The organism is Staphylococcus sp. SM3655, from assembly GCF_016917315.1.
Lineage (GTDB): Bacteria > Bacillota > Bacilli > Staphylococcales > Staphylococcaceae > Staphylococcus > Staphylococcus aureus.
This window is the reverse complement of the sequence record NZ_CP070305.1, coordinates 837,453-862,577: the sequence shown is the minus strand read 5'-3', so window position 1 is coordinate 862,577 and position 25,125 is coordinate 837,453. Positions and strand designations below refer to the sequence as shown.

Here is a 25,125-nt window from a genome sequence, read left to right as displayed (position 1 = left end):
AATTGAATTATCCTTTGTTATCTTTTTGTTCTTTAGCCTGCTGCAATGACGGCTCTTGATTTGAACTTTCCGTGTCATTTGTATTTTGATTTAGTGTATTTGCTTTTTCTTTCTCGAGTTGCTTTTTCTTCGTACGTTTACGCTCCTCTAAAATAGACAACACTATAAAGAATATGATTAATAATGGAGATAACATTACTAGTATCATTTTTCCACCTCAAATTATATTTAATTCTATATTTTCACACGCTTCTATTCTAACGCTTTCTATAACAAATTGTCATATATATTCATTTTTTGTTATTCTAAATCACTCTGTTTACATATTTTTAACTAAAACTACATAATTGCTCAAAATTCCTCTTTTACACTGAAGACATAGTCATATACTCAGGAGGATGTCTTATGTTATCAGTTAAAAAAGCCACAAAATTTGCAGTTGCTAACCTTATTATCGTGTCAACGGTTTTTAGTTCTGTCACACCTGCAATTGCGCAATCCGATAAAAGTTCTAAAGATGAAAGTTTCGCGGTTGGTAATACTAAAAATCCAAAAAATGTTATCTTTTTAGTTGGCGATGGCATGGGTCCATCATTTAACACAGCTTATCGTTATTATAAAAATGATTCGCATACCAAAGAAATGACCCCTACTGCTTTTGATTCATATTTAAAAGGCACAAATCGTACATATTCAAATGACCCAAAACAGAATATTACTGATTCTGCAGCTGGCGGAACAGCCTTTAGTTCTGGCCATAAGACATATAATGGTGCCATCGGTGTTGACAGTAACAAGCAGAAAGTAAAGACAGTGCTTGAACGTGCAAAAGAAAAAGGTAAGTCGACTGGTCTTGTTTCAACAGCTGAATTAACAGATGCAACACCAGCAGCATATGCTGCACACGTGACTTCTAGAGATGATAAAAACGAAATCGCTAAACAATTTTATAAAGATAAAATCAACGGAAAGCATAAAGTTGATGTTTTATTAGGCGGCGGCGCTAAATATTTCGGTAAAAGTAATGGCAATTTAGATAAAAAATTCAAAAATGATGGTTACGACCTTGCCACGAACAGTAAGGAGTTATCAAAATCTGATAAAGATAAAGTTCTTGGTTTGTTTGCAGATAAAAATATGCCACTTGCAATAGATGCTTCTAAAGATGAACCATCATTAGCTGATATGCAACAAAGTGCACTTAGTAAGCTTGAGCGTAATAAAAAAGGATTCTTTTTAATGGTCGAAGGTGCTTCTATAGATAAATCAGCGCATTCCAACGATATTACAGGCGTTATGTCTGAAATGGAAGGTTTTGAAAAAGCATTCGATGACGCCATTCAATATGCTAAGAAACATAAAGATACACTTGTCGTTGCAACAGCAGATCACTCTACTGGTGGTCTAACAATTGGTAAAGATAAAGGATACGAATGGAATCCTCAACCGATTAAATCTATGAAACACTCTGGATCATATATGACAGAAAAAATGGCTAAAGGTGAAGACCCTGAAAAAGTTATTAATGAAGGTTATGGATTTGAATTTTCACAAGATGATATGAAAAAGGTTAAAAAAGAGAATAAAAAGCTAAAAAGACTACTTAAAAAAGAAAAAGGCGAAAAATCCGCAGAAGTAGAAACGCAAACAAAAGCCCTACAACACGCTATTCAAAAGCCAGTAAATGATAAATCTTATACAGGGTGGACTTCCGATGGACATACAGGCGAAGATGTTAATACCTACGCTTATGGACCTAGATCAGAATCATTTAGTGGTAATATCGAAAATACAGAAAGCGCAAAAATAATATTTGATATATTCAAGTAAAGCATAAAAAAATTCCCGAGCACTATAACAAGGTGTTCGGGAATTTTTTATGGTTTAATTTAGTACTCAATGTTAGGTGCTTGGTTAACACGTTCTTGGTATTTTTTAAATGCGAAGTATAAACCGCCAACTAATGTTAAAATAACTGCTAATTTTTTCATCATTCAAACTCCTTTCTAAGATGTGTTGAAACTGAGTTCAATTAAATTATATGTTTTTATTATACACTTTTTGACATATTTTTTAAATTTAAGAATGCGAAGATTTTTAACATTTCTGATGCTAGCTTTCTTTTTCATCTTTCAAATGCTTAATAAAATCAAAGCCAGGTCGCCCTTTAGCCAATGCTTCCATCACATCATACCAATCCGAACCGACTTGTTGATATATATTTTGCAATAATTCATCTTGCGCCTTGTTCAATTCAGCAATGAGTTGATCGCCTTTATCCGTCGAATATAATTTTTTGACACGTCGATCAGTCTCTAAAACTTTTTCAATAATGAGACCTTGCTCTTTTAATTTTTGAAGTGTTGCATGTGATCCTTGTTTAGAAATTTCTAATATTTCTAGTAATGATTTAATAGTAATACCAGGTAATTTATTGATAAAAAACAAAAAACGATGATGCTGACGACTCATACCATACTTCTCTATAATTTCATCAGCGGTAGTAATAAAGGTTTTATATGCAAAATAAAACAACATATGCTCATAATCGTTTTTATTGGTCGACATGATGATGACTCCTTTCAAAGCGTTAACCTCATTATAATAAAATTTATAATGTAAGTCATACAAATGATGATAAAACTATAAGCTAAATCTAAGTTTCACGAGAAACATTTTTGTGTATCAGCAAATTGCGCCAATCATATTAATACAAAAATAATTTAAACACTTAGAAATGTTAGTCGTGCGTAAATAGTTTGTATCTCTCACTCTGTGTATTTAATGCAGCCACATATTTTCCAAGAAATAATTAATCATTCACCATCCATGTTATAGCACGCTTAATCGCTTGATCCCAATATGCATAATCATGATCTCCTGGTCCATCTTCAAATTGATAAGGAACATTTTTGCGTGATAAATAATCGATAAAATCTAAGTTGTCTTGATATAAAAAGTCTTGTTTACCACACATAATGAGCAATTTTGGAATTTGTTTATCTTCAGCTACAGCTTTGTCTAGCAAGTAATACGGATCATGTTCAGTTTCTTTAACACTTGAAAGATTGCCAATTATGGCCTCTTTTGAAAAATCATTCCACTCTAGATCCATTAAATTTTGCGCTTCAAACACAGCAGATAATGGTACAGCTTTGGCAAATTTATCCCCTTGTGTTAATGCAAATTTAATTGTGCCATATCCTCCCATAGAGTGACCTGCTATAAAATTGTCATCACGCTTTTTGGAAAGTGGAAATATTTGATGAACATAATCATATACTTCCAAAATATAATCATAATAGCTATGACCATATGCCATGTTAGCATATGCGCTATGATCTACATTGGGCATAATCACAGCTAATTTGTGTTCATTCGCATACCTTTCTATGCTTGTATATCTCATATATGTCGTTTCATCACTTGATAATCCATGTAACAACATTAAAGTTTTTAATGGTTTAGCAGTTGTATCGTTATTAAAGAAGCTTTGATCTTCCGGTAAAATGACTGTCAAATTTTGATGCATACCAATTGTTGGTGAATGATAGTTTAATGAAATATAAGCCATACGTCATGACCCCTTTCTAATTCTACTTTATCAACATTTTACGCTTAATCAATTCACTTTAAAATCATTTTCAACAAAAAAAACCGAATACAAATGTATTCGGCCTAAAAAAGTATTTACGCTTTTTCTTTATGATCTTGCTTGCGTTTTCTAAACAATAGTAATGATCCTAATAATGCCATCATTGCACCAAATAAAGTTGCATTTGTGTTTTCGCTCTTATCTCCTGTTTCTGGTAAAGCATCAGTTTTGTGTTGTTTTGATACCTTATTAGAATGGTTTACTTCACCTTTAGGATTTGATGGTGCTTTCTGTTCATTATTTGGTGGTGTAACTCTTGAATCGGAGTCGCTATCTGAGTCCGAATCGCTATCTGAGTCTGAGTCGCTGTCTGAGTCTGAGTCGCTATCTGAGTCTGAGTCACTATCTGAGTCCGAATCGCTATCTGAATCCGAGTCGCTATCTGAATCTGAATCGCTATCTGAGTCTGAGTCGCTGTCTGATTCTGAATCACTGTCTGAGTCTGAATCGCTATCTGAGTCTGAATCGCTGTCTGAGTCTGAATCGCTATCTGAATCTGAGTCGCTGTCTGAGTCTGAATCGCTATCTGAGTCTGAGTCGCTGTCTGAGTCTGAGTCGCTATCTGAGTCCGAGTCACTGTCTGAATCTGACTCACTATCTGAATCTGAGTCGCTATCTGATTCTGAATCGCTATCTGAATCTGACTCACTGTCTGATTCTGAGTCGCTGTCTGAATCTGAATCGCTATCTGATTCTGAATCGCTATCTGATTCTGAGTCGCTGTCTGAGTCTGAATCGCTGTCTGAGTCTGAATCGCTGTCTGAATCTGAATCGCTGTCTGAGTCTGAATCGCTATCTGAATCTGACTCACTATCTGAATCTGAGTCGCTATCTGATTCTGAATCGCTATCTGAATCTGACTCACTGTCTGAGTCTGAGTCGCTATCTGATTCTGAATCACTGTCTGAATCCGAATCGCTATCTGAATCTGAGTCGCTATCTGAATCCGAGTCGCTGTCTGAGTCTGACTCACTATCTGAATCTGAGTCGCTATCTGATTCTGAATCGCTATCTGAATCTGAGTCACTGTCTGATTCTGAATCGCTGTCTGATTCTGAATCACTGTCTGATTCTGAGTCACTGTCTGAATCCGAGTTGCTATCTGAATCTGAGTCGCTATCTGAGTCTGAATCGCTGTCCGAATCTGAATCGCTGTCCGAATCTGAGTCGCTATCTGAGTCTGAATCGCTATCTGAATCCGAATCGCTATCTGAACCTGAGTCGCTGTCTGAGCCTGAGTCACTGTCTGAATCTGAATCCGGATCTGGATCTGGGTCTGGACTTGGTTCTGGATCTGGCGTTGGCTTCGGTTCTGGATCTGGACTTGGTTCTGGGTCAACCGGTGGCCCTGGAGTTGGGTCTTTCGGATTTACTGCTGAATCACCATCAGCACTTCCACCACCATAACGTACAACATTCTCATTATTCCAACCGAAAATACTGTAGTCTTTACCTGTCGCTGGGTCAATATTTTCTTGAATAACCTGTGTTTTCAAGTTTTTACCAGTATTATCATAGTGACCTTCCACTAATACAACATACGTTTTAGTAATATCGCCAAAATTAATACTTGCTACATTTTGGTATTTATAAGTGATTTTATCCTTAAACTCATTCGTTACTTCTTTAAGGTTAGAGTCATTTGGGTCCGCATAGTAGCTATCTGATAATTTAGATGTATCATTCACTTCAAAAATTCTCAGTTTTGTATCTTTAGCACTTACTTTACCGCTACTTTCTTCGATTTTATCTTGGTAACCTTTAATATACACCCACGTATTACCTAAAACTCGTTGCTTAGGGTTAACAAATACTGTTTGCTTGTATGTGTTTTGACCTGAAGCTGTATCTACACCAATAATTTGAGAAGAAATGTTCGCGCCATTTGGTTTATCAATTCCTGCAATTGGCGAACTATAGTTATAAGTAATTTTATTATTAAACATTTCATCCGCAATATTAATATTCGCATCATATGTTCCTGATTTAGGTGCCTTTGCTCGGTCTGTAAATAAAGGTAATGAAAATTGTCCGTTAATATTTTCTTTATTATTTACATAATCTGTAAAGACAAATGTATACGTCTTAGTCAAGATATCATATGTTGCTTTAGCTACAACATCGCCATTCGTACTTTTAATATCTGCAATTGGCATCGTATTATTTGAATTAGAGTAATCCACGTCTCCATTACCAGTTAAACTATCTGGTAACTTCGCTGTAAAATAATCCCCTGATTTCACTTTCCCTGCCACTTTAAAATTTACCGCCATAAATGTGTTACCACTTTGGTTAGGGTCAAATGTAGTCTTTTCTAACTTGAAATCACTTGCCGTAACTTGACCATTTACATTTGTACCTTTAGCATCAGCAGCATTTACTACCGGTTCAGCAACAGCTAAACTACGTACAGCTCTCGTTCTAACACTTGGTTTACTAGTTCTTTGCGCATTGGAAATCGTTTGTGGTGATGATTGTGGTAAATCTAATGTTTGAGGATTTTTAAGCTCACTGTTTGTCGCTATGCTATTAGCATCATTCGTTGTTTTATTATCTACTTGAGAATTTGCTTCTTGAGGAACAGTTTGATCTTGCATTTTTGCAGCAGTTGCTTGATTTTTAATTGCCGTCGGTTGAGGTGTTTCATTTGTTGAAGCTGGCTCTGTTGTAGTGGTATTGCTCGTTTGTGTAGACATTGGTTTTGTTGTGCTATCTACATTCGCACTGTTTGTGTTTGCACTAATATCAGATGTATCATTAGCAGTTGTATTTAATTGAGGTGTTTCTATCATATTGTTTTTTTCGGAATCTGCACTTGCATTATTTTTCGAAGATTGCGTTGTATCGTTCGATTGTTCTGAAGCTTGTGCTTGATGATTGCCTATCCCAAATAGTATAGTTGCCCCTACTATTACTGATGTGGTACCTACTGTAAAACGTCTAATCGAATACTTATTCTGCTTATTCGACAAATAATCAATTCTTTTTTTCAAAAATATTACTCCATTTCAATTTCTAGATTAGTCTAAATTGTATAATGAAATAAGAATTATATCAATTGCTTTTCGAAAAAAATTACGTAAAATTTGTTTTCTTCCTATTTATATAACTTAAAATTTTCTGTTAACTAGCAAAAATCAATATACTATTTTTACACTATTACAAATTTTTTACTTTTCAAAAACTTAGAAGTTCTAAATTTTTCATCACCTTAAATTTTACTGTAATTTCAACAATCAAATTTAACTAACATTTTAAATTATTCATCATGCTAGCAAAAAAGGCCTAACGTATAAATGTACGTTAGACCTCATGTTCAACTTATTCATTTTACATTGTATATTAAACACATACATCATTGAATAAATGTTTGCTTACTAACCAATTTTTATGATCTTTAACAACAAGTTTTTCATCTTTAAGTTCATGAATAATATGACCAGCTGTTTCCCGGGAAATCCCAGCCATATCACTCATGAGTTGAATAGTTAAAAACTGTTTGATTTCATAAAATTCATCTTGATCGTATCCTACTGTCTGACATAGATGGCATATCAATTTGATAATTCGATCTTTAGCAAATTTACTTGTTAATGCCATGTTATAGTTCATGTGTTGCTGCTCATTATCATTTATTAATGCAAAAAGTGTCAAAAATATATCATCATTAGCTTTGCACAAAAAGGCCATCAATTCTCTAGGCAATCCAAGAACTGTACAATCGGTTAATGCTGTACACAATTCGTTAACCTCTTTCGGATGAAATAAGTTACTGATTGGAAATAATACTTGCTCTTTATTAAAATAACGATATACATCTCCATTTTGATTGTAATGTTCTCTAATAATGTTACCTTCAATTAAAAAGTAAATATTGCTACTTTCTTGTGGCGAAAAATAAATAACTTGGCCTTTCGTATAATGTCTGACAAAACATTCACTTTGATATGGTTGTAATATACTATATGGGATATTAATGTAATCTGCTAATGCCTTTAGTTCATGTTCTAATTTATTATTTCTACCCAAAATAAAGTTTTCTGTCATAAGTTAAACTCCTTCAAACCTTGCAAAGTGTCAGCAGACAACTTTTTCATTTGAATCAACGGAGAAACATATTTAATGTTTTGTCGCGTGATAAAGTGCTACATGTGAATGTGTGTACCTTTATTACCAATCAAAGCTTCGTATGCCTGCTCTAAATTGGTAATGATAACTTTTTTGTTTTCCCCACTTTCAACAAATCGTATCGCAGCTTCTATTTTTGGCAACATCGATCCTTCCACAAACTTACCTTGTGCCGCGTATTTTTTCAGTGTTGCTACATCAATATCATCGATTTGTTGTTGATTAGGTTCATTAAAGTTAATAAATACATTTTCTACATTCGTAAGAATCATTAAGGTATCTGCTTCAATCAGCGTTGCTAATTTCTCACTAGCAAAATCTTTATCTATAACCGCTTCAACACCTTCATAGGTATTTTCTTTTTTTATAACTGGAATACCGCCACCACCGCATGCAATGACAATATTTTTACCGTCTGCTAAAGTTCGAATTAACTGGTGTTCTAGTATAGATTGAGGTAGTGGTGACGCAACTACTTTTCTATAACCACGTCCTGCATCTTCTTTAAAGACTGAGTCTGGCTGTTCTTTTTGTAATTCTTCAACTTCTTCTTTCGTATAAAAAGGACCAATTGGTTTAGTTGGGTTATCAAATCGTGGATCATCTTTATCTACTTCCACACGTGTAACGATTGTGCCTACAGTTCTATCACTATTCATTTCAGTTAAAATGCGATTGATTTCAGTTTCCAACCAATAGCCTATCATACCCTGTGACATTGCACCACAAGTATCCAATGGCATTGCCGGCGTTGTGTCACTGTTCGATTTAGCTTGTTGGATTAATAAACTTCCAATTTGTGGACCATTACCATGTGAAATGACAATACGCGCTGGTGAATCAAATAAAGGTTTAAGGTTTTGCATCGCACATCTAATAGCTGTTTGTTGTGCTTCAGCTGTTGCTTCTGTTGTCTGTATCGCATTACCGCCTAATGCAATGACAATTTTCTCTTTCATATTTTTGTCGCTCCTTTTAAAAAACATTTATCGTTCCCATCAATAACTTAATTAACCCGATAACTGCAAGTACGATAATAATCATAAAAAGAATATAGTCTGATTTAATCAAACGTGTCTGATTATTCTTTTGAACGATTGTATAAACAAGAAGAGCTGGAATATAAAGTAACATCGTCAATAATAAGTAATTGATACCTGCTGCATATATAAGCCATATAGCATAAATTGAGGCTATGATACCAATCGTCCATTGTTTAGTAGTTGCTTGCTGTCGATGCTCTAAAGTGTATTTAACTTGGTAAAATGCACTGAACATGTAAGGGTATAAAATAGCACTTGATGCTAGTGAAAATGCAAATTGATACGCACTCTGTGTAAATAGCATACTTATTAAAAATAATTGTACTAATATATTGGTAATAAGCAGTGCATTTACAGGTGCTCCATTTTTATTTTCTTTAGCAAACCATTTTGGAAATAATCCATCTTTTGCAACAATGAAAGGTAATTCACCAGCAAGCAGTGTCCATCCTAACCATGCACCTAGTACCGAAATAATTAAACCAATATTTACAAGTGTAGATCCCCAACCACCTACAATAGTTGCAAGCACCTGTGCCATACTTGGCGAATCTAATTGCGAAATATGATTTTGCAAAATCACGCCTTGAGCTAATACAGTTAATAAGAAATAGATAATTAAAACTGATATAAGTCCTATAACCGTGGCACTACCTACATCTTTTTTATTTTTAGCTCTACTAGAAAAAATTACTGCACCTTCGATACCGATAAACACCCAAACTGTCACTAGCATCGTACTTTTAACTTGGCTCATTGTGCTCGCCCAACTAAATGGCAATACACCCTCTGACGTCATACTGAAAAAGCCTGTTTTAAAAGTGTCAAAATTGAATGCAATTATCATGCATATGATTACAAGTAAAATCGGTATTAACTTTGCAACAGTAACAATACTATTGATAAATGCTGCTGTTTCAACGCCTTTTAAAATCAAGAAATGGACACCCCAGAGTAGTAACGAGGCGACAATAATACTTGGTAATGTGTTGCCTCCTTTAAAAATCGGGAAAAAGTTACCTACTGCTGACATCAATAGTGTTGCATAGGCAACATTGCCTAAAAACGCTGAGAACCAATATCCCCAAGCACTGATAAATCCTACAAAATCGCCAAATCCTGCTTGAGCATAACTATAAATACCACCGTCTAGCTCCGGCCGTTCATTGGTTAAATTTTGAAATACGAACGCTAATGAAATCATTCCTATAGCTGTAATAATCCAACCAATAATAATGGCTAATCCACCGGCTTTACCGCCCATATCAGACATTATATTGAACGCACCGCCACCAATCATGGATCCTATAACTAGTCCAATTAAAGAAGATTTACTGAGTTTGTTATCTCCTGATTCGTTCATATTCATTTCTCCTTTAATACCAATATGAGGTGTCTGTACATGACACTTATATCATCAGACACATCATATTCATATCGTTCCATTTAGTGATTAACTCCCCAATGTTGCTGCCATTACTGCCTTAATTGTATGCATTCTATTTTCAGCTTGATCAAACACTTTTGAATGTTCACTTCTAAAGATTTGGTCTGTAACTTCCATTTCAGCTAATCCATATTTTTCATAAATTTCTTGTCCATAAAGTGTATTTGTATCATGGAATGCTGGTAAACAATGTAAGAATATCGTTGAATCTTTACCTGTTAAATCAAACATCTGTTGATTCACTTGATAGTCTTTTAATAAATTAATACGTTGTTCAAATTCACTTTCTTCACCCATCGATACCCAAACATCTGTATATATAGCATCTGTATTTTCAACTGCTTCTGCAATATTATCCGTAATCATGACTGAACCACCATATTGACTCGCTTTTTCTTTTGCAATATCAACATATGCCTCTTTTGGATTTAATGATTTAGGTGTACAAATTCTTACATTAACACCTAACATAGCACCTGCTACCATTAATGAATGCGCAATATTATTACGTCCATCTCCAACGTAAGTTAAGTTTATTCCTTCTAGATATCCAAAATTCTCTTTTATTGTCATAAAATCAGCTAACATTTGTGTAGGATGCCAATCGTCTGTTAATCCATTCCACACCGGTACACCAGAGAACTTCGCTAAATCTTCAACAGCTTGTTGTGAAAAACCACGGAATTCAATACCATCGAACATTCTACCTAATACTTTCGCAGTATCCTCTACAGATTCTTTTTTGCCTAATTGAATATCATTTTTTCCTAAAAATTCTGGATGCGCACCTAAATCAATAGACGCAACTGTAAACGCAGCACGCGTTCTCGTCGAATTCTTTTCGAATAGTAGTGCAATATTTTTTCCAGATAAGTAGTGATGCTTAATACCGTTTTTCTTATACTCTTTTAATGTAATTGCAAAATCAATAAGTCCTTCGAATTCTGCTTTGGTAAAATCACTTTCTTTTAATAATGATCTGCCTTTTAAATCATACGGTTTTTGAATTTCTGTCATTATTTTCACCCTCGTTTCTATAATTTATTACGTTAAATGTCTTCTCTGAATAATGGTTGACTCATACATCTAGGGCCCCCACGTCCACGTACCAACTCGCTACCAGATATTTCAATGACTTTAATGCCTTTTTGTCTCAATAAATCATTCGATACATAGTTTCTATCGTAAGTCACTACAACGCCTGGTCTTATACATAATGTATTTGAGCCATCATTCCATTGCTCTCTAGCACCATCAATGACATCACCATTTCCTGTTGGAATGAATTGGATATCATCTATACCTAGTACGTCTTCTAAAGTATCTTTTAAATGACTAGATTGTTTGATGGCAATATCTTTATTTACGTCATCATATTCAATAATAAATATATTCATATTGCCTTCTGCCTTTAAAATGGCTGAATGCATTGTAAATTTGTCATAATCTATCATTGTAAATACTGTATCTAAGTGCATAAAAGTTCGACTAGTTGGAATTTCAATTGCTACTACTTTTTTAAACGTCGCCTGCGGATTTTCAAAAATACGTCGCGCTAACTTTTCAATAGCTTGTGCAGATGTACGTTCTGAAACGCCTATAGCCAAGACATCTTTAGATAAAACAAGTTCATCGCCGCCTTCAATATTGAATGGGCAATCTCGATCTAACCAGATTGGAATATTCGCATCTTTAAATCTAGGATGATGCTTTACAATATATTGAATAAATATTGATTCTCGTCGTCGTGCTCTCCAGAACATCCGATTGATTGTTATACCGTGTCCTATTGAGGCTTGTGGATCTCTAGTAAAATAAAGGTTTGGCATTGGATCTAAATAGAATGGATACTTATCATCCATATACTCTACTAGATGTGTACATTTCGGATTAATTTCTTCCTTACGTACCCCTGACATTATTTTATCTACAAGTTCTTGATTAGAAAGTGTCGCAAATAATGCCTTAATTTCTTCTTCATGACCTAATATTGTTTTTTTAGACTCTGCTAATACATCATCAATAAATTCACTTCTTACTTGAGGATTTTCAATACTTTCAGCTGCTAACTTCTCAAGGTAAAGTACTTCAACACCCTCTTCTCTTAGCACCTGCGCAAAATGGTCATGCTCTTTTTGAGCTACTTCTAAATATGGAATATCATCAAATAGTAATCCATCTAAATAATCAGGTACTAAATTTTCTAATTCTTTTCCAGGACGCTTAAGTAACACAGTTTTTAAAGCTCCAATTTCGCTATTTACTTTAATTGGACCATCTGTCATGTCTATTTCCTCCTTTTATCTTTGAATTCATTTAGAGTATAGACAATCTTCAAACGCTTACATGTGATTATATTCACATAAAGAAAGTCGAAAATTTCATATCTTTTTGTTATACAATACATAATAATGGATTTTTATACATAAATAAAGGTATTTTGGGTCAAAATATACATTTTTTATTCAAAAATACCCATAAAAACATGTTGTATAAAGTTTTTTATACAGTCAATTGAATGACTATGAATTCTTTCTTTCCATAAAAAAACGCGTACACAAGTTAATATTTGGTAACTAACTTGAGTACACGTGATACGAAACAAATTTTTATTATTCATTTGATACATGTCTATTTAAATAATTTTGCATATACGTATTCTGCCATATCATTTGAGGCAGTTAAGATTAATGTAGTGTCATTTCCACTCACCGTACCTAATATCTCTTCTATATTTAGCTGATCGATAAAATAGTTTATGCCTTGGGCGAAACCAGGTGAGGTTTTGACGATAATGTATGAACCATTGATGATTGAACTTAGAACTTCATGTTCACAATAGTGTCTAAACTTTTCTCTCATCTCTTGTTCTGTTTGATTATTAATAGCTTTATAAATCCATGTCTCACAATCGATAGGGACACGATATATATTTAGTTCCTTCAAGTCTTTAGCAATTGTTGTTGCACTATATCTTACACCAAAATATTCTTCAATATATGAAATGATTTGTTCTTTTTTATAAATCTTATGCTTTTTAACTATTGTAGAAACAATTTCTAATCGTTTACTTTTCTTCATATTGTAAACTCCTTTGGTAGTTACGTTTCTTGTATTAAAAAATAAATTCATGCATGTTTCATTTATAATTTAACACTTTGTTTTGCAAAAGATAATAAAAATACATGTAAATTTTTTGTGACAACTTTTAAAATGAATTTTGTATTCTAAGTCAGCATTTAATTATCACATATCTACTACTTGTAATGATTTTAGACTGCCGAGTAGTCTTTCGGCAGACAACCCTCACACTCCTCTCATCTAATTACAAAGAGAGGGTATACCTACAAAGTCAATTATCAATGTAGGTATACCCCATATATAAGCTGTATTTAAAATTTAATTATTTATAAGTGTTTAACATTACTTCTTCTTGTTTATATATTTTTACTCCACGCCTACTTCATTCCATGCTTCATACACCTGTTCAGCTGTTTGCTCGTCATATAAATCTTTAGCCGCTTGGTATAATGCATCTTTACAATCTTTGAAGTTTGAATTACTTGTTAAGTATTCCGTTAATGCTCGGTAGTAAATTTGTTCTGATTTAGATTTCCCTATTGCTTGAATCACGTTATAAGCTGCTTTATTTGGAATTCCAGAATTCGTATGTACGCCACCATTATCTTTTTCAGTGAATACATAGTCTTTCATATGAGCTGGTTGACCAAATTGTTCTGGGTTTGACATGCTGCGTAAAGCGTCTCCCTCTTTTCCAGGTGTGTAGACATCTTCACCCATTAAGAAATCCTCGTCATCTACAAAGTATCCAAAAACATCTGAAAAGCTTTCATTTAGAGCGCCTGACTGGTCCTTATATTCTAAGTTCGCTGTCTCTTGTGTCACACCGTGTGTTAATTCGTGTGCTACTACGTCATTTGCACCCGATAAACTTGTGAATGTGCGACCATCACCATCACCATAGATCATTTTGTCACCGATCCATGCGGCATTATTTCTGTTATCTTGACCACCGTAGTTATTAACATGCGTTAATGAAACAATTGGACTACCTTGGTTGTCATATGATTCACGACCAAATGTGTCTTTGTAATAATCATATGTTTGTTTAGCGTAATAATTTGCATCTACGCCAGCACGTTGCTCATCTTTTACGAAGTTTTCATCTTCATTAGTAATCAATGTTGCTTGACCTGTTTGATCATTAAAGCTAAATGCTGATAATTTACCTTGATGCGTTAAATCTTCTAGGCTAAATCCACCGTCAATACTATTGATATTGATATCTTTTGTATCGCCAAGTACACCTTTTCCTTTACCAGTTTCTGCAGCTTCTTTAACTAAGTTCATTTTTTCTAAAATTTCGCCAGTTTGAGCATCAATTTTAACTTTCCAATGTGAAATTTCTGGTGTCACTGTAATTAACTCAACATTATAAACGTATTTATTACTGTCACCATCGATTTCAACTTTGTTTTCTTTAATGACTTTATCTTTAAGATTTTTCGCTTTATTCTTATCAATCTTAACTGCTTTAAATGCTTTGTCGGCTGCGTCATCTTTACTTAATGTCACTTTATTCGTTGGCTTTACTTTCTTCGCATCAGTATCCCCATTGATTAAAACGACTTTTCCTGATTTGTCTGCGTGTACTTTCACTTCTTTGTCAGGTGCATGAACACCATCAACACTCGGTTGCAATGTATAATGCGTAAATCCTTTTTTATCAGTTTTTACATCAGTAACAGCGTAATCTTGATAAATATTTTTTACATTTTCGGATTTAGGCAATTCTTTTAATGCTTTGACCGCATCACTCTTTTGAGTCACCTCAAATTTAATATCAGAATTAGCTGGTTTATTTTTTGAATCAATCGCTAATGCTGCTGGTGATAAAGTGCTCAACAAGGTTAATGCTGCCATACTTGTAAATGCATATCTTGAAAATTTCCTCACATTTCATTCCTCCTGAAATCTTAAAAACAGCTTATAAATAAAATATTAATTTAATTTTTCAGAAAAGTAAATGATTATTTCTATTTATTTCTATACTTTTTGTTCGTTGATTTTATTTATTGATTCTTTTCTTTTTTAAAAATGTTATCTGTAGCTAAATAAAATTTTAAAAATTGAGCTTAATTATATTTTAAAATTTATCAAGGCTTTATTTTTGTGAAAATATTAACAAATACAAAATAGTGCTCTATATACTTAATCAATGCTTGAAATATGTGAAATAACTATTTAAATAATCATGATCAAATAAACATTTTTATCAATTTCAAACAACTATGTAAGACGCAATAATCGTTATTATTTAATAAAAAAGACTAGAATGCGGTATCTCTCCTCACACTCTAGCCTTAATATGCCATTATTTTATTTACTTGTTTTGTATGGTGTATGTCCAACTGTTACTTCGACAACTCTATTATGATCAACGACAAACCAGATGCCTAATGTCTTTTTAGCATTTTGATAGTAAAAAATACCGCTATCAGCTTCCTTTGTTTTACCATTTTCTTTTTTCAAGTCCTTGCCATAAGCTTTTTGGATATCTTTTAATGAAATATTATTTTTAACTACAAATTGCAATTGACTTGCTTCGTTTCCTTTTGCAGAAACACCTTTAAAAGTTTGATCATATTTCTCTACTTTTTTTATCGTATTCGTTTTAGCTAATTTAATACCATTGAATTTCACATTATCATACTTAATCGCGTTAATAAAATTCTTATCCAGAATAAAATTAGCATTATTACCAATATAACCATTATAAGTATAATATGGGGTTATTGCTGCCTGTGCCTGTTTACTTGTTGGCGCCGAATTTTCAACAACTGTTACTCCAATCAGTGTGCCCAATGCTAATGTTGCTGCTACACAAACTTTACTGGTTTTATTCATAATTATCTCTCTTTTCCATACAAATATTTTATTCCTTACACTTTTATTATAACTTTTTCAGCCATAAAAATACTAATGATTATATTTATAAATACATAACAGTTTTGTTATACTAATTGAAGTACACAAAAAACAATGAAAATATTAATATCGCCTACTTTTCTAATATTTATTTTTTTAAAATGATTATGGCAATATTGAAATAAATTATTTAGCTTCACGTATCAACTACTTTTCATTAACATGGAGGCGTTATATTTGAAAAAACTTCTTATTACCATCGTAATTATCGTATTAATCGGAGCACTTGGGTTCGCAATTTATGCTGCAATAAATCATTCTACATCATCAAGTAATAACCAAGAACAAGAAAATAAAGCTACGCATAAAAAGACAGAAACCGAAGAAAATGATCAACAAGATGATAGTGCAGACAAAGCAGATAAAAATCAAAATAATGGCAATAACGTTACTAATGACAATCAACCATCTTCACAGTCAAATGTTCCTAACAACCATTCAACAGCACCATCGAATACGCAACCAGCTCAGCCAAAAGACTCAAATTCAAATAAAAATAATACTCACGATGGTGGTAGTCAATCGTCAACAAACAACCAAAATAATCAACAACAGAACACACCACCTGCTAATAAATCAAATAATACCAATACGTCTTCTAAACAAACACCTCAAGCACAATCACCTAAAAATTAATCATTTACCTGATACGTCCACAAGTATCAGGTACATAAATTCAGAAGAACAGCAATATGATATTTTTCTATTTGAAATATCTTACTGCTGTTCTTTATTTGCATAATTCGCACTCTGTTAAATTCATATAAAAGTTCGCTTTAATGTCATTGACGTATGTATAAGCTCTCATGTTTAATAATATTAATACACCTTTAAAAACGCTTACACGGAAAATTTAGAAAGGAGGTACATGTTAAATGCTTGATAGACACTTAAAACTACTCCAGTTTTTTATTAAAAATCCATCAAAGCACATTAGTTCTAATGAAATTGCTGAACATGTCAATGTTTCAAACCGCACAGTTCGCAATGATATTCATGTTATCAATAGCAATTTTATGGATGATATCATCGTTAGTATTAAATCTAAAGGATATCAATTAAATACATCGCAGTATACCTTAGAAACGATAACTGAACGTTACACGCATATTCAATCATATAAAGAAAAACTATTATTATCTATGGCGTATCAACTGCTAATGCACAATAAATCGCAGACATTGCAACAACTAGAGCAAGATTATCTATTATCTAAAACTGTGCTCAACGACTATTTCGTTCGAATTCAACAATGGTGTCAAAAATTTAATATCGCTTTAACAATCAAGAAAAAACAAGGTATTGTGGTCGATGGAACAGATAATGATATCACTAATGCCATCATCCATTTAAATCAATTATCATCAGGGCATGTACATGTTGAAGACCTAATTTTAAATGAATTACCTGATTCACACCAAAGGATGATTTCGCATATTATACAAGAGACACTTCAACAACATAGTATTGAAACAACTGATATTCAAATACAACAGCTTTTAATTCATCTCATTTTAATCATTAAACGTAAGCAATCTTTAAGTGAGCTAGACACGTTAAACCACGATTCAAAATTGATATCTCAATCTTGCATTAAGCAAATCAACGAAAGATTAGGTTATGACTTGAACGAAAAAGTAATCAATATGTTTTCATTCTTTATTGCTTATCATTTTAATAAACTCGATATTGGCATAGAACGTATATTTATACAAAGTTATATTGATCGCTTAATCGAATTGATGCAGCAACGTATTCATATACCTTTCAATGAAGATTCGATTTTACAACAAAATTTATATAATCATTTTAGTAAAGCATATTTACGTATCACTCAAAACATTTATTTAAACAATCCTTTAGTTATAGAGATTAAAAAACTCTATCCCTTTGTGTTTAACACACTTTTTGAAGCGATTGATAAATTAGCAATTGATACTGATATAGAGATGAGCGAAGATGAAATTGCATTTTTAACAATTCATTTTCAAGCTGCCATCGAGCGTCGTACCAAAACACAATTAAATGTAGTCATTGCTTGTTATTATGGTCTAGGTGTGTCGAATTTTTTAGAAACTAAAATAAATAACTTATCCGAAGAGTTGTCAGTGATAAATACGATTAAACTAGAAAATATAACACACTATCACTTTGACAATGTAGATTTATTAATAACGACCCATGATATTCCAAAACAAACGCTAAACATACTTCCTAAGCACCTAACGACTATCAAGGTTGCACCATTATTTTCTGAAGATGACCGTCACAAAATCAGACTCGTTGTGAAGCAAAAGCAAAATCCAGTTCAAGCACATCATCATATGGACACTGTCAATTTCCTTGTCGTAAATACTGAACAAAAATCACGGCATACTGTGCAAATTTTTGAAGAAGCTCAAAAAATATTACAAGCACATCATGCGATTGTAGAAGGATATATCGAATCAGCTTTAGAGCGTGAGAAATCATCTTCTACATACATAGGTAATTTTATGGCGATTCCTCATGGAGATCCTGAAAAAGTTTTACAATCACATGTGCTTATTTTTCGCACAAAAGATGTTTTTCCTTGGCGACAACACGATGTCAAACTTGTCTTTTTCTTAGCGATTTCGCATAAAGACAAAGCTTTTACAAAACAAATGATGCAATTAATTGCTAACTTGGATGATGATTCAGTGAACCATTTATGTAGTTTAGATGATCATAGTTTAAAGCAACAGTTATTTGAATACTTACAAGAATAATTGCCACTAGTAACGGTAATTATTCTTTTTTTTAGTATCGAGAATACGCTTACAATATAGAAAAGGAGATGATTTTATGAAAATTGTAGCTATTACCTCATGCCCAAATGGCATTGCACATACATATATGGCTCAAGAAAAGCTTGAGCAGGTAGCAAAAGAAATGGGTGTGGATATTAAAGTAGAGACACAGGGCGGTGTTGGTGCTGAAAATGTTTTAACTACGCAAGACATCGAAGAAGCTGACGGTGTCATAATTGCAGCTGATAAACAAGTTGATCTGTCCCGATTTGTTGGTAAACGGTTGATTAATGAAAATGTTCGCGAAGGGATTCATAATCCGAGAGGTCTAATTCAACGTATCATTAATCAAGATGCGCCTATTTATCAATCTGAAACAAATTATCATTCGAAAGATCGCGGTAAGTCTAAAAGTGGTATTCAAATGGTGTATCAACATTTAATGAACGGTGTATCGTTTATGGTTCCTTTTATCGTAGTTGGTGGACTCCTTATCGCCATCGCGCTGACTCTAGGCGGTGAAACGACATCAAAAGGATTAGTCATCCCAGATGATTCATTTTGGAAATCCATTGAAAACATTGGTAGTTTAGCCTTTAAATTTATGGTTCCAATACTAGCTGGATATATCGCTGTTAGTATCGCTGACAAGCCCGGTCTTGTTCCTGGTATGATTGGCGGCGCTATCGCTGCTGACGGTAGTTTTTATGGCAGTGATGCAGGCGCAGGATTTTTAGGTGGTATTGTTGCTGGTTTCTTAGCAGGTTATATCGCAAAGTGGATTAAAGATATTAAAGTTCCAAAAGCAATGGCACCAATTATGCCTATCATTATTATTCCCATTATTTCATCGGTCGTTGTAGGATTGATATTTATATTTTTAATCGGTGCACCAATTTCTAATATTTTTGAGGCATTAACAACCTGGTTAAAAAGTATGCAAGGTGCTAATATTATTATACTTGCGATGATTATAGGTGCGATGATTGCCTTCGATATGGGCGGTCCAGTAAACAAAGTAGCATTTTTATTTGGCTCAGCACTTATTGCTGAAGGTAATTACGCCGTTATGGGTATGGTCGCAGTTGCTGTATGTACACCACCAATCGGTTTAGGTTTAGCAACGTTTGTTCAAAAGTATAAATTCAATCATTCCGAAAGAGAAATGGGTAAGGCTTCCTTCACTATGGGACTGTTTGGTATTACTGAAGGTGCTATTCCTTTCGCAGCCCAAGATCCATTGCGCATTATACCTGCAAACATCATTGGTGCAATGATTGCATCAGTCATTGCAGCCATTGGTGGTGTCGGCGATAGAGTCGCACATGGAGGTCCAATCGTGGCTGTATTAGGTGGTATTGATCATGTATTATGGTTTATCTTTGCAGTGATAGTAGGTAGTCTTGTCACAATGACTACTGTACTATTATTAAAACGCAATACACCAGTTATAGCAGTAGATGCACCAGCGCAACACACGCAACTTCATGATACAGATATTACACAACATGATACAGAGGTTGACAATGTAGATAACACCGCGAAACATTCAGATCTCAATAAACCTTCTCATGTTTTTGATCAACAAACTATGATAATTACTGATCACGACATGTCTCGAAACGAAGCAATTGATATGTTGATTCATAAACTTAAAATTTGCCGTTATGTAGAGCACACATCGCATTTAAAAAATGCAATCCTAGAACGTGAAATGGAGTCTACGACAGCTATTGGCATGAACGTGGCCATTCCACATGCAAAGTCTGATGTTGTAAAACAACCGATTGTAGCTGTTATGAAAAATAATCATGGTGTTAAATGGGAGAGTCTAGATGGTAGTCTACCTCAATTGATATTCTTAATTGCCGTACCAAACAACAGTCAGGATACACATTTAAAAATACTTCAGCGCTTATCTAAAGCGTTAATGAATGATGAGACACGCCAATCACTAATTAATGCAAACAGTACTACAGAAATTTATAACTTATTAATGAAAATATAGAGGAGTTTTAACTATGGCATTATTTTTACAACCCGTTTTTAAAGACAGAATTTGGGGCGGTCATGCATTAAAAGCATTTAACTATGATATCCCTAATGAAACAACTGGTGAATGCTGGGCAATTTCTGCACATCCAAATGGTCCTAATACAATTATCAATGGTCCATACAAGGATATGACCCTAGATCAACTTTGGTCACAACATCGTGAATTATTCGATAATGATTCACGAGATAGTTTCCCTCTGCTAACTAAAGTATTAGATGCCAATGATAAATTATCTGTTCAAGTTCATCCAGATGATGACTACGCTTTAAAACACGAAGGCGAACTAGGTAAAACAGAATGTTGGTATATTTTAGATGCAGCCCCAGGTGCTGAAATTATATATGGCGTACATGCACATAATAAACAGACGTTAATCGACATGATTGATAATCATGAATTTGACAGTCTTTTCAAACGTATACCTGTTAAGCCCGGTGACTTTTATTATGTTCCTGCTGGCACTGTCCATGCCATTGGTTCGGGTATTTTAATTTTAGAGACACAACAATCATCCGATACGACATACCGTATTTATGACTATGATAGACGAGATCAAAATGGTCAATTGCGTGATTTGCACTTAGAGCAAAGTAAAGATGTGATTGAATTAGGCAATCATGAACCAAATACTACTCCTATAACAACTCACATCGACACACACACTGTAACTCAATTTGTAGATAATCAATATTTTGCAGTATATAAATGGGATATTCATGGAGATTTAAAATTCAATAAACCACATGCTTATTGCTTAGTTACTATTATCGATGGTACTGGTACTTTAACAGTAAACGATAAGCACTATGACATCCAAAAAGGTTCTAGCTTTATTTTAACTACGGAAGACGAGGATATTCACTTTGTCGGTAATATTAGTGCTATAGTAAGTCATCCTGGATAATAGCAATGATAACACCCGTCCCATAAAAGACAGAAATTACTATCTCTTCTGTCTAAAAACATAAAAATCCACACATTAAGGAGCTATAACCCTAATGTGTGGATTTAATTTTTATTCTGTAACGTTACTTTGGTCAACTTTTTCAGATACGCGCTTCATCAATGGATCTGTTACAGGTTTTAAAATTAAACCTACAACGAAGAATCCTATGCCAAATAACGTTAATATAATTAATTTTGTAATTAGGATTTCCGGAACAATACCGCCTACTGTTTCACGTAATGAATCAATTGCATACGTAAATGGTAAGTATGGCGAAATGTTTTGGAAAAATTGTGGCGTAGTTTGAATTGGGAATGTTCCTCCACCACCTGCAATTTGTAATACAAGCAATACGATTGCAATTGCTTTACCTGGGTTACCAAGTAATGATACGCACGTATATACGATTGAGTTGAAAATAATCGAACAGAAAATCGTTATAAGTACAAATAATACAGGTGACTCAACTCCTGCTTTTAGGATTAACAAATCTCCAACCGATACAATGAGTGCTTGCAACATACCAAGCATTATAAAGAATCCTGCCTTACCTAAGAACACTTGTCTTGTCGTTAAGACTGACTCTAGACTCTTATGTTTATTATCAACCGTTAATAAACTTACCATCAAGAGTGCACCTACCCATACTGACAGTGCAGTATAGAATGGTGTCATACCTGAACCATAATCCTTAACTGAGAAAACATCAACAGTCTTCTTATTAATAGGATTTGCAATAATACCCGCTTGCTTTTTCAAATCATTCTTAAGTGTGTCGATTAATTTGTCGACTGCATCATCTTTGTCTAATTTCTTGAAAATTTTATTCGCTTTTTTCAAATCTTTTTCAACATCAGGCAATTTATTTTGAGAAAAATCAGCTAAATCTGATAAAGCCTTTTTCGCTTGTGGCTGATTTTTATTTAGTAATCCTACCGCTTGATCATAACCATTTAATAACGTTGGTAAATTTTTATTCACACTTGCTGTCGCATTAGTTAATCGCTGTTCCAACTGTGGTAAGTCATTGCGCACAAAGTTAGCAGCTTTAGCTACATCACTTTTCACTTTCGGGAAGTTTGCTTGAGCATTTTTAACAGCACTAATGTATTGTTGTTCAATACTTGGTAATACTGTTTGTAAGCGATCAATACGTGTTTTACCATTTTTTAAAATAGCTTGTCCACTGTTAATGACTTGATCAATTGTATTTAATTTAGACTGAACATTGGATAATGCAGTTTGCCCTTTGTTCAATTCATCCATAATACGTTGTGATATTGATACTAAAGAGCTGTTAAGATCTTTTTTAACATAATCTCTAAATGATGATAATGATGAATCTAGTTTTGAAAGTTGATCTAGTAATTTAGTAGCTTCAGCAGTTCCTGAACTACCATTCTTTAATGCATTGCTTAATTGATTAACTAACCTTAATGATTCATTAATTCGATTATTAGCTGCTTTTACCTTATCAATTTCTTTTGATAAATCAACATTTTCATTCTTCTCAATCTCTTTTAATGTATCGATAAATTGTTGATTATATTGCGTTGTGTATTCTAAACCGGACTTAACATTATCTAAAGACTCTCTAAAATCAGAAGGCTTGTCCGATGCTAAAATGCCATACGAAATATTACGTAATGCCTGACTATCTTTTTGTGCGGCTTTCGCTTGGGTATCTAAATTATTTGATAATGATAATAAAGAGCCCGTTAATGCCGCTTCCATTGATTTAACATCTTTATCTGTAATGTTTTGTGTGTTCTCGTTAGCTGTGCTGACTTGTGTTGTTGTTATATCTGCAAAACTTTGACCATCTTTTTTCCCGCTTGTACTTTGTGGTGTAGTCGATACAGGCGCATTATTACTATTTGGTGCGGTATTTTGCGTAACATTATTATTTGGTGCAGTATCGCCACTTGGTGCACTTGGTGGCGTTGATGCTACACCATTACCAGCTGCAGGTGCACTATTTGATGTTTCGTTGTTCGCCGCGCTATTTTGAGGAATCTGTTGCTGGTTTCTTCGATTTAAATCTTGCGCGCGTCGAATTGCATCTTGATAATCACCGACTCTACTTCTAACTTGTGTGACGAAGCCTTTGGCATCATTTAACTGTCCATTAGCTTGATCAATACCTTGACTCGCAATGTTAAGTCCTTGATTAATTTTAGGGAACTGCGCTGGCACGTCATCAGCTACAAAATTTAACGCTTTTTCAATTTTCGGCATATAATTATTTAAAGCTAATATCAACTTAGCCTTTTCATTAAGTTGCGGAATAGCACCATTGACTTCGTTTAATTTTTTCTGAGCATCTAAAATATCACCTTTATAATTTCCTAGTTTTCTAAAATCATTGGCATATTTATCTAAATCCGCTTGGTGGTTATTCAAATATACAATTTTATTCGCAAAGTCATTAATCTTAGGTAAAGCTTTATCTGCTGAATATACCGCATTTTTTATCTTGTTAATTGTCGGCACATTTTCTTCAATAGTTAAACCTGCTTTGTTAGCTTCTTCTAATAATGCTCGAGTTACTGTTTTATTAAATTGTTCATTCGCTTTTTCAACGACAACTGACGAACCAGTATCTGTTAGCTTAGACGCAACAGCGTTAATCTTCTGATTCACCTTAAATTCTACATCTGCTTTTTGAGGCTGCTTACGTAGTGTCCCTGTAATTTCATGTGTAAACTTAGATGGGATGTAAATACCTGCAAAATATTTACCCATTTTTATCTCATGATCAGCTTTCTCTCTACTTACAAACTGCCAATCAAAACTTTTATTTTTCTTGAGTGTATTAACCATCGTATTACCGACATTAACTTTTTTCCCTCTGATTGTGTCGCCTTTATCTTCATTAACGACTGCGACCTTGATGTGTCCCGTGTTGCCATATGGATCCCACATTGCCCATAAGTTAAACCAAGCGTAGAACGATGGCAAAATAGCTAAGCCTGCTAAGATAATCCACACAGCTGGCGTCTTAGCTACTTTCTTCAGATCCATTTTAAATAATTTAAATGCGTTCTTCATTGTCACACTCCTATGTAGG

At 33.8% G+C, this 25,125-nt stretch carries 20 protein-coding genes; 5 read left to right on the top strand and 15 right to left on the bottom strand.

From position 1 onward, the window contains the following. Positions 1–7 precede the first annotated feature (7 nt). Positions 8–208, bottom strand: coding sequence for a hypothetical protein (locus JQN76_RS04185; protein WP_000604727.1), 201 nt, complete (start codon positions 206–208; stop codon positions 8–10). Between the two features lie 197 nt (positions 209–405). Here JQN76_RS04185 and JQN76_RS04180 point away from each other — a divergent pair, with 197 nt between their 5' ends. After that, a complete protein-coding gene (locus JQN76_RS04180) occupies positions 406–1,830 on the top strand; it encodes an alkaline phosphatase (protein ID WP_000953758.1) in 1,425 nt (474 codons plus the stop codon). A 59-nt stretch (positions 1,831–1,889) separates the two neighbouring features. Here the strand turns inward: JQN76_RS04180 and JQN76_RS14255 are convergent, their stop codons facing one another. The 13 genes from JQN76_RS14255 to isaB form a co-directional block, all read right to left on the bottom strand. Further along, positions 1,890–1,991, bottom strand: coding sequence for an SE2200 family small protein (locus tag JQN76_RS14255; RefSeq protein ID WP_000731972.1), 102 nt, complete (start codon positions 1,989–1,991; stop codon positions 1,890–1,892). 121 nt (positions 1,992–2,112) lie between these two features. Further along, on the bottom strand, positions 2,113–2,568 hold the full coding sequence (locus JQN76_RS04170; protein WP_000106185.1) for a MarR family winged helix-turn-helix transcriptional regulator: 456 nt from the start codon (positions 2,566–2,568) through the stop codon (positions 2,113–2,115). A 244-nt stretch (positions 2,569–2,812) separates the two neighbouring features. After that, complete coding sequence (locus tag JQN76_RS04165; RefSeq protein WP_000323442.1) at positions 2,813–3,574, bottom strand: alpha/beta hydrolase; 762 nt, start codon at positions 3,572–3,574, stop codon at positions 2,813–2,815. Positions 3,575–3,690: 116 nt separating this feature from the next. Continuing rightward, positions 3,691–6,648 carry an MSCRAMM family adhesin clumping factor ClfB gene (clfB, locus tag JQN76_RS04160; protein WP_000745838.1) on the bottom strand — a complete coding sequence of 986 codons (2,958 nt, stop codon included), beginning with the start codon at positions 6,646–6,648 and terminating at the stop codon, positions 3,691–3,693. Positions 6,649–6,997: 349 nt separating this feature from the next. Continuing rightward, the gene (locus JQN76_RS04155) at positions 6,998–7,702 is read right to left on the bottom strand and encodes a Crp/Fnr family transcriptional regulator (protein WP_000138214.1); all 705 of its coding nucleotides are present in this window, start codon (positions 7,700–7,702) and stop codon (positions 6,998–7,000) included. A 98-nt stretch (positions 7,703–7,800) separates the two neighbouring features. Continuing rightward, complete coding sequence (arcC, locus tag JQN76_RS04150; protein WP_000660034.1) at positions 7,801–8,742, bottom strand: carbamate kinase; 942 nt, start codon at positions 8,740–8,742, stop codon at positions 7,801–7,803. Positions 8,743–8,758: 16 nt separating this feature from the next. Beyond that, complete coding sequence (arcD, locus tag JQN76_RS04145; RefSeq protein ID WP_001005840.1) at positions 8,759–10,189, bottom strand: arginine-ornithine antiporter; 1,431 nt, start codon at positions 10,187–10,189, stop codon at positions 8,759–8,761. A 90-nt stretch (positions 10,190–10,279) separates the two neighbouring features. After that, positions 10,280–11,290 (bottom strand): ornithine carbamoyltransferase, encoded by a 1,011-nt coding sequence (gene argF / locus JQN76_RS04140; protein WP_000136166.1) that lies wholly within the window; start codon positions 11,288–11,290, stop codon positions 10,280–10,282. 32 nt (positions 11,291–11,322) lie between these two features. Beyond that, a complete protein-coding gene (gene arcA, locus JQN76_RS04135) occupies positions 11,323–12,558 on the bottom strand; it encodes an arginine deiminase (protein WP_000129411.1) in 1,236 nt (411 codons plus the stop codon). Between the two features lie 176 nt (positions 12,559–12,734). After that, positions 12,735–12,902, bottom strand: a complete 168-nt coding sequence (locus JQN76_RS04130; protein WP_001792441.1) for a hypothetical protein — start codon at positions 12,900–12,902, stop codon at positions 12,735–12,737. Positions 12,903–12,904: 2 nt separating this feature from the next. Then, complete coding sequence (locus JQN76_RS04125) at positions 12,905–13,354, bottom strand: arginine repressor (protein WP_000748760.1); 450 nt, start codon at positions 13,352–13,354, stop codon at positions 12,905–12,907. Between the two features lie 366 nt (positions 13,355–13,720). After that, positions 13,721–15,250 (bottom strand): zinc metalloproteinase aureolysin, encoded by a 1,530-nt coding sequence (gene aur, locus JQN76_RS04120; protein ID WP_001225019.1) that lies wholly within the window; start codon positions 15,248–15,250, stop codon positions 13,721–13,723. Between the two features lie 423 nt (positions 15,251–15,673). Then, the gene (gene isaB / locus JQN76_RS04115) at positions 15,674–16,201 is read right to left on the bottom strand and encodes an immunodominant staphylococcal antigen IsaB (protein WP_001044560.1); all 528 of its coding nucleotides are present in this window, start codon (positions 16,199–16,201) and stop codon (positions 15,674–15,676) included. Between the two features lie 258 nt (positions 16,202–16,459). Here isaB and JQN76_RS04110 point away from each other — a divergent pair, with 258 nt between their 5' ends. The 4 genes from JQN76_RS04110 to manA all read left to right on the top strand — a co-directional run bounded on the left by JQN76_RS04110 (position 16,460) and on the right by manA (position 22,013). Continuing rightward, entirely contained in the window at positions 16,460–16,918 is a 459-nt protein-coding gene (locus JQN76_RS04110; protein WP_000734795.1) for a hypothetical protein, read from the top strand. 239 nt (positions 16,919–17,157) lie between these two features. Continuing rightward, the gene (locus tag JQN76_RS04105; protein WP_000887016.1) at positions 17,158–19,032 is read left to right on the top strand and encodes a BglG family transcription antiterminator; all 1,875 of its coding nucleotides are present in this window, start codon (positions 17,158–17,160) and stop codon (positions 19,030–19,032) included. 76 nt (positions 19,033–19,108) lie between these two features. Continuing rightward, positions 19,109–21,061, top strand: coding sequence for a PTS fructose transporter subunit IIABC (locus tag JQN76_RS04100; RefSeq protein WP_000706112.1), 1,953 nt, complete (start codon positions 19,109–19,111; stop codon positions 21,059–21,061). Between the two features lie 13 nt (positions 21,062–21,074). Continuing rightward, the gene (gene manA / locus JQN76_RS04095) at positions 21,075–22,013 is read left to right on the top strand and encodes a mannose-6-phosphate isomerase, class I (protein WP_001173201.1); all 939 of its coding nucleotides are present in this window, start codon (positions 21,075–21,077) and stop codon (positions 22,011–22,013) included. Between the two features lie 111 nt (positions 22,014–22,124). Here the strand turns inward: manA and JQN76_RS04090 are convergent, their stop codons facing one another. After that, positions 22,125–25,106 carry a YhgE/Pip domain-containing protein gene (locus JQN76_RS04090; RefSeq protein ID WP_000786121.1) on the bottom strand — a complete coding sequence of 994 codons (2,982 nt, stop codon included), beginning with the start codon at positions 25,104–25,106 and terminating at the stop codon, positions 22,125–22,127. Positions 25,107–25,125 lie beyond the last annotated feature (19 nt).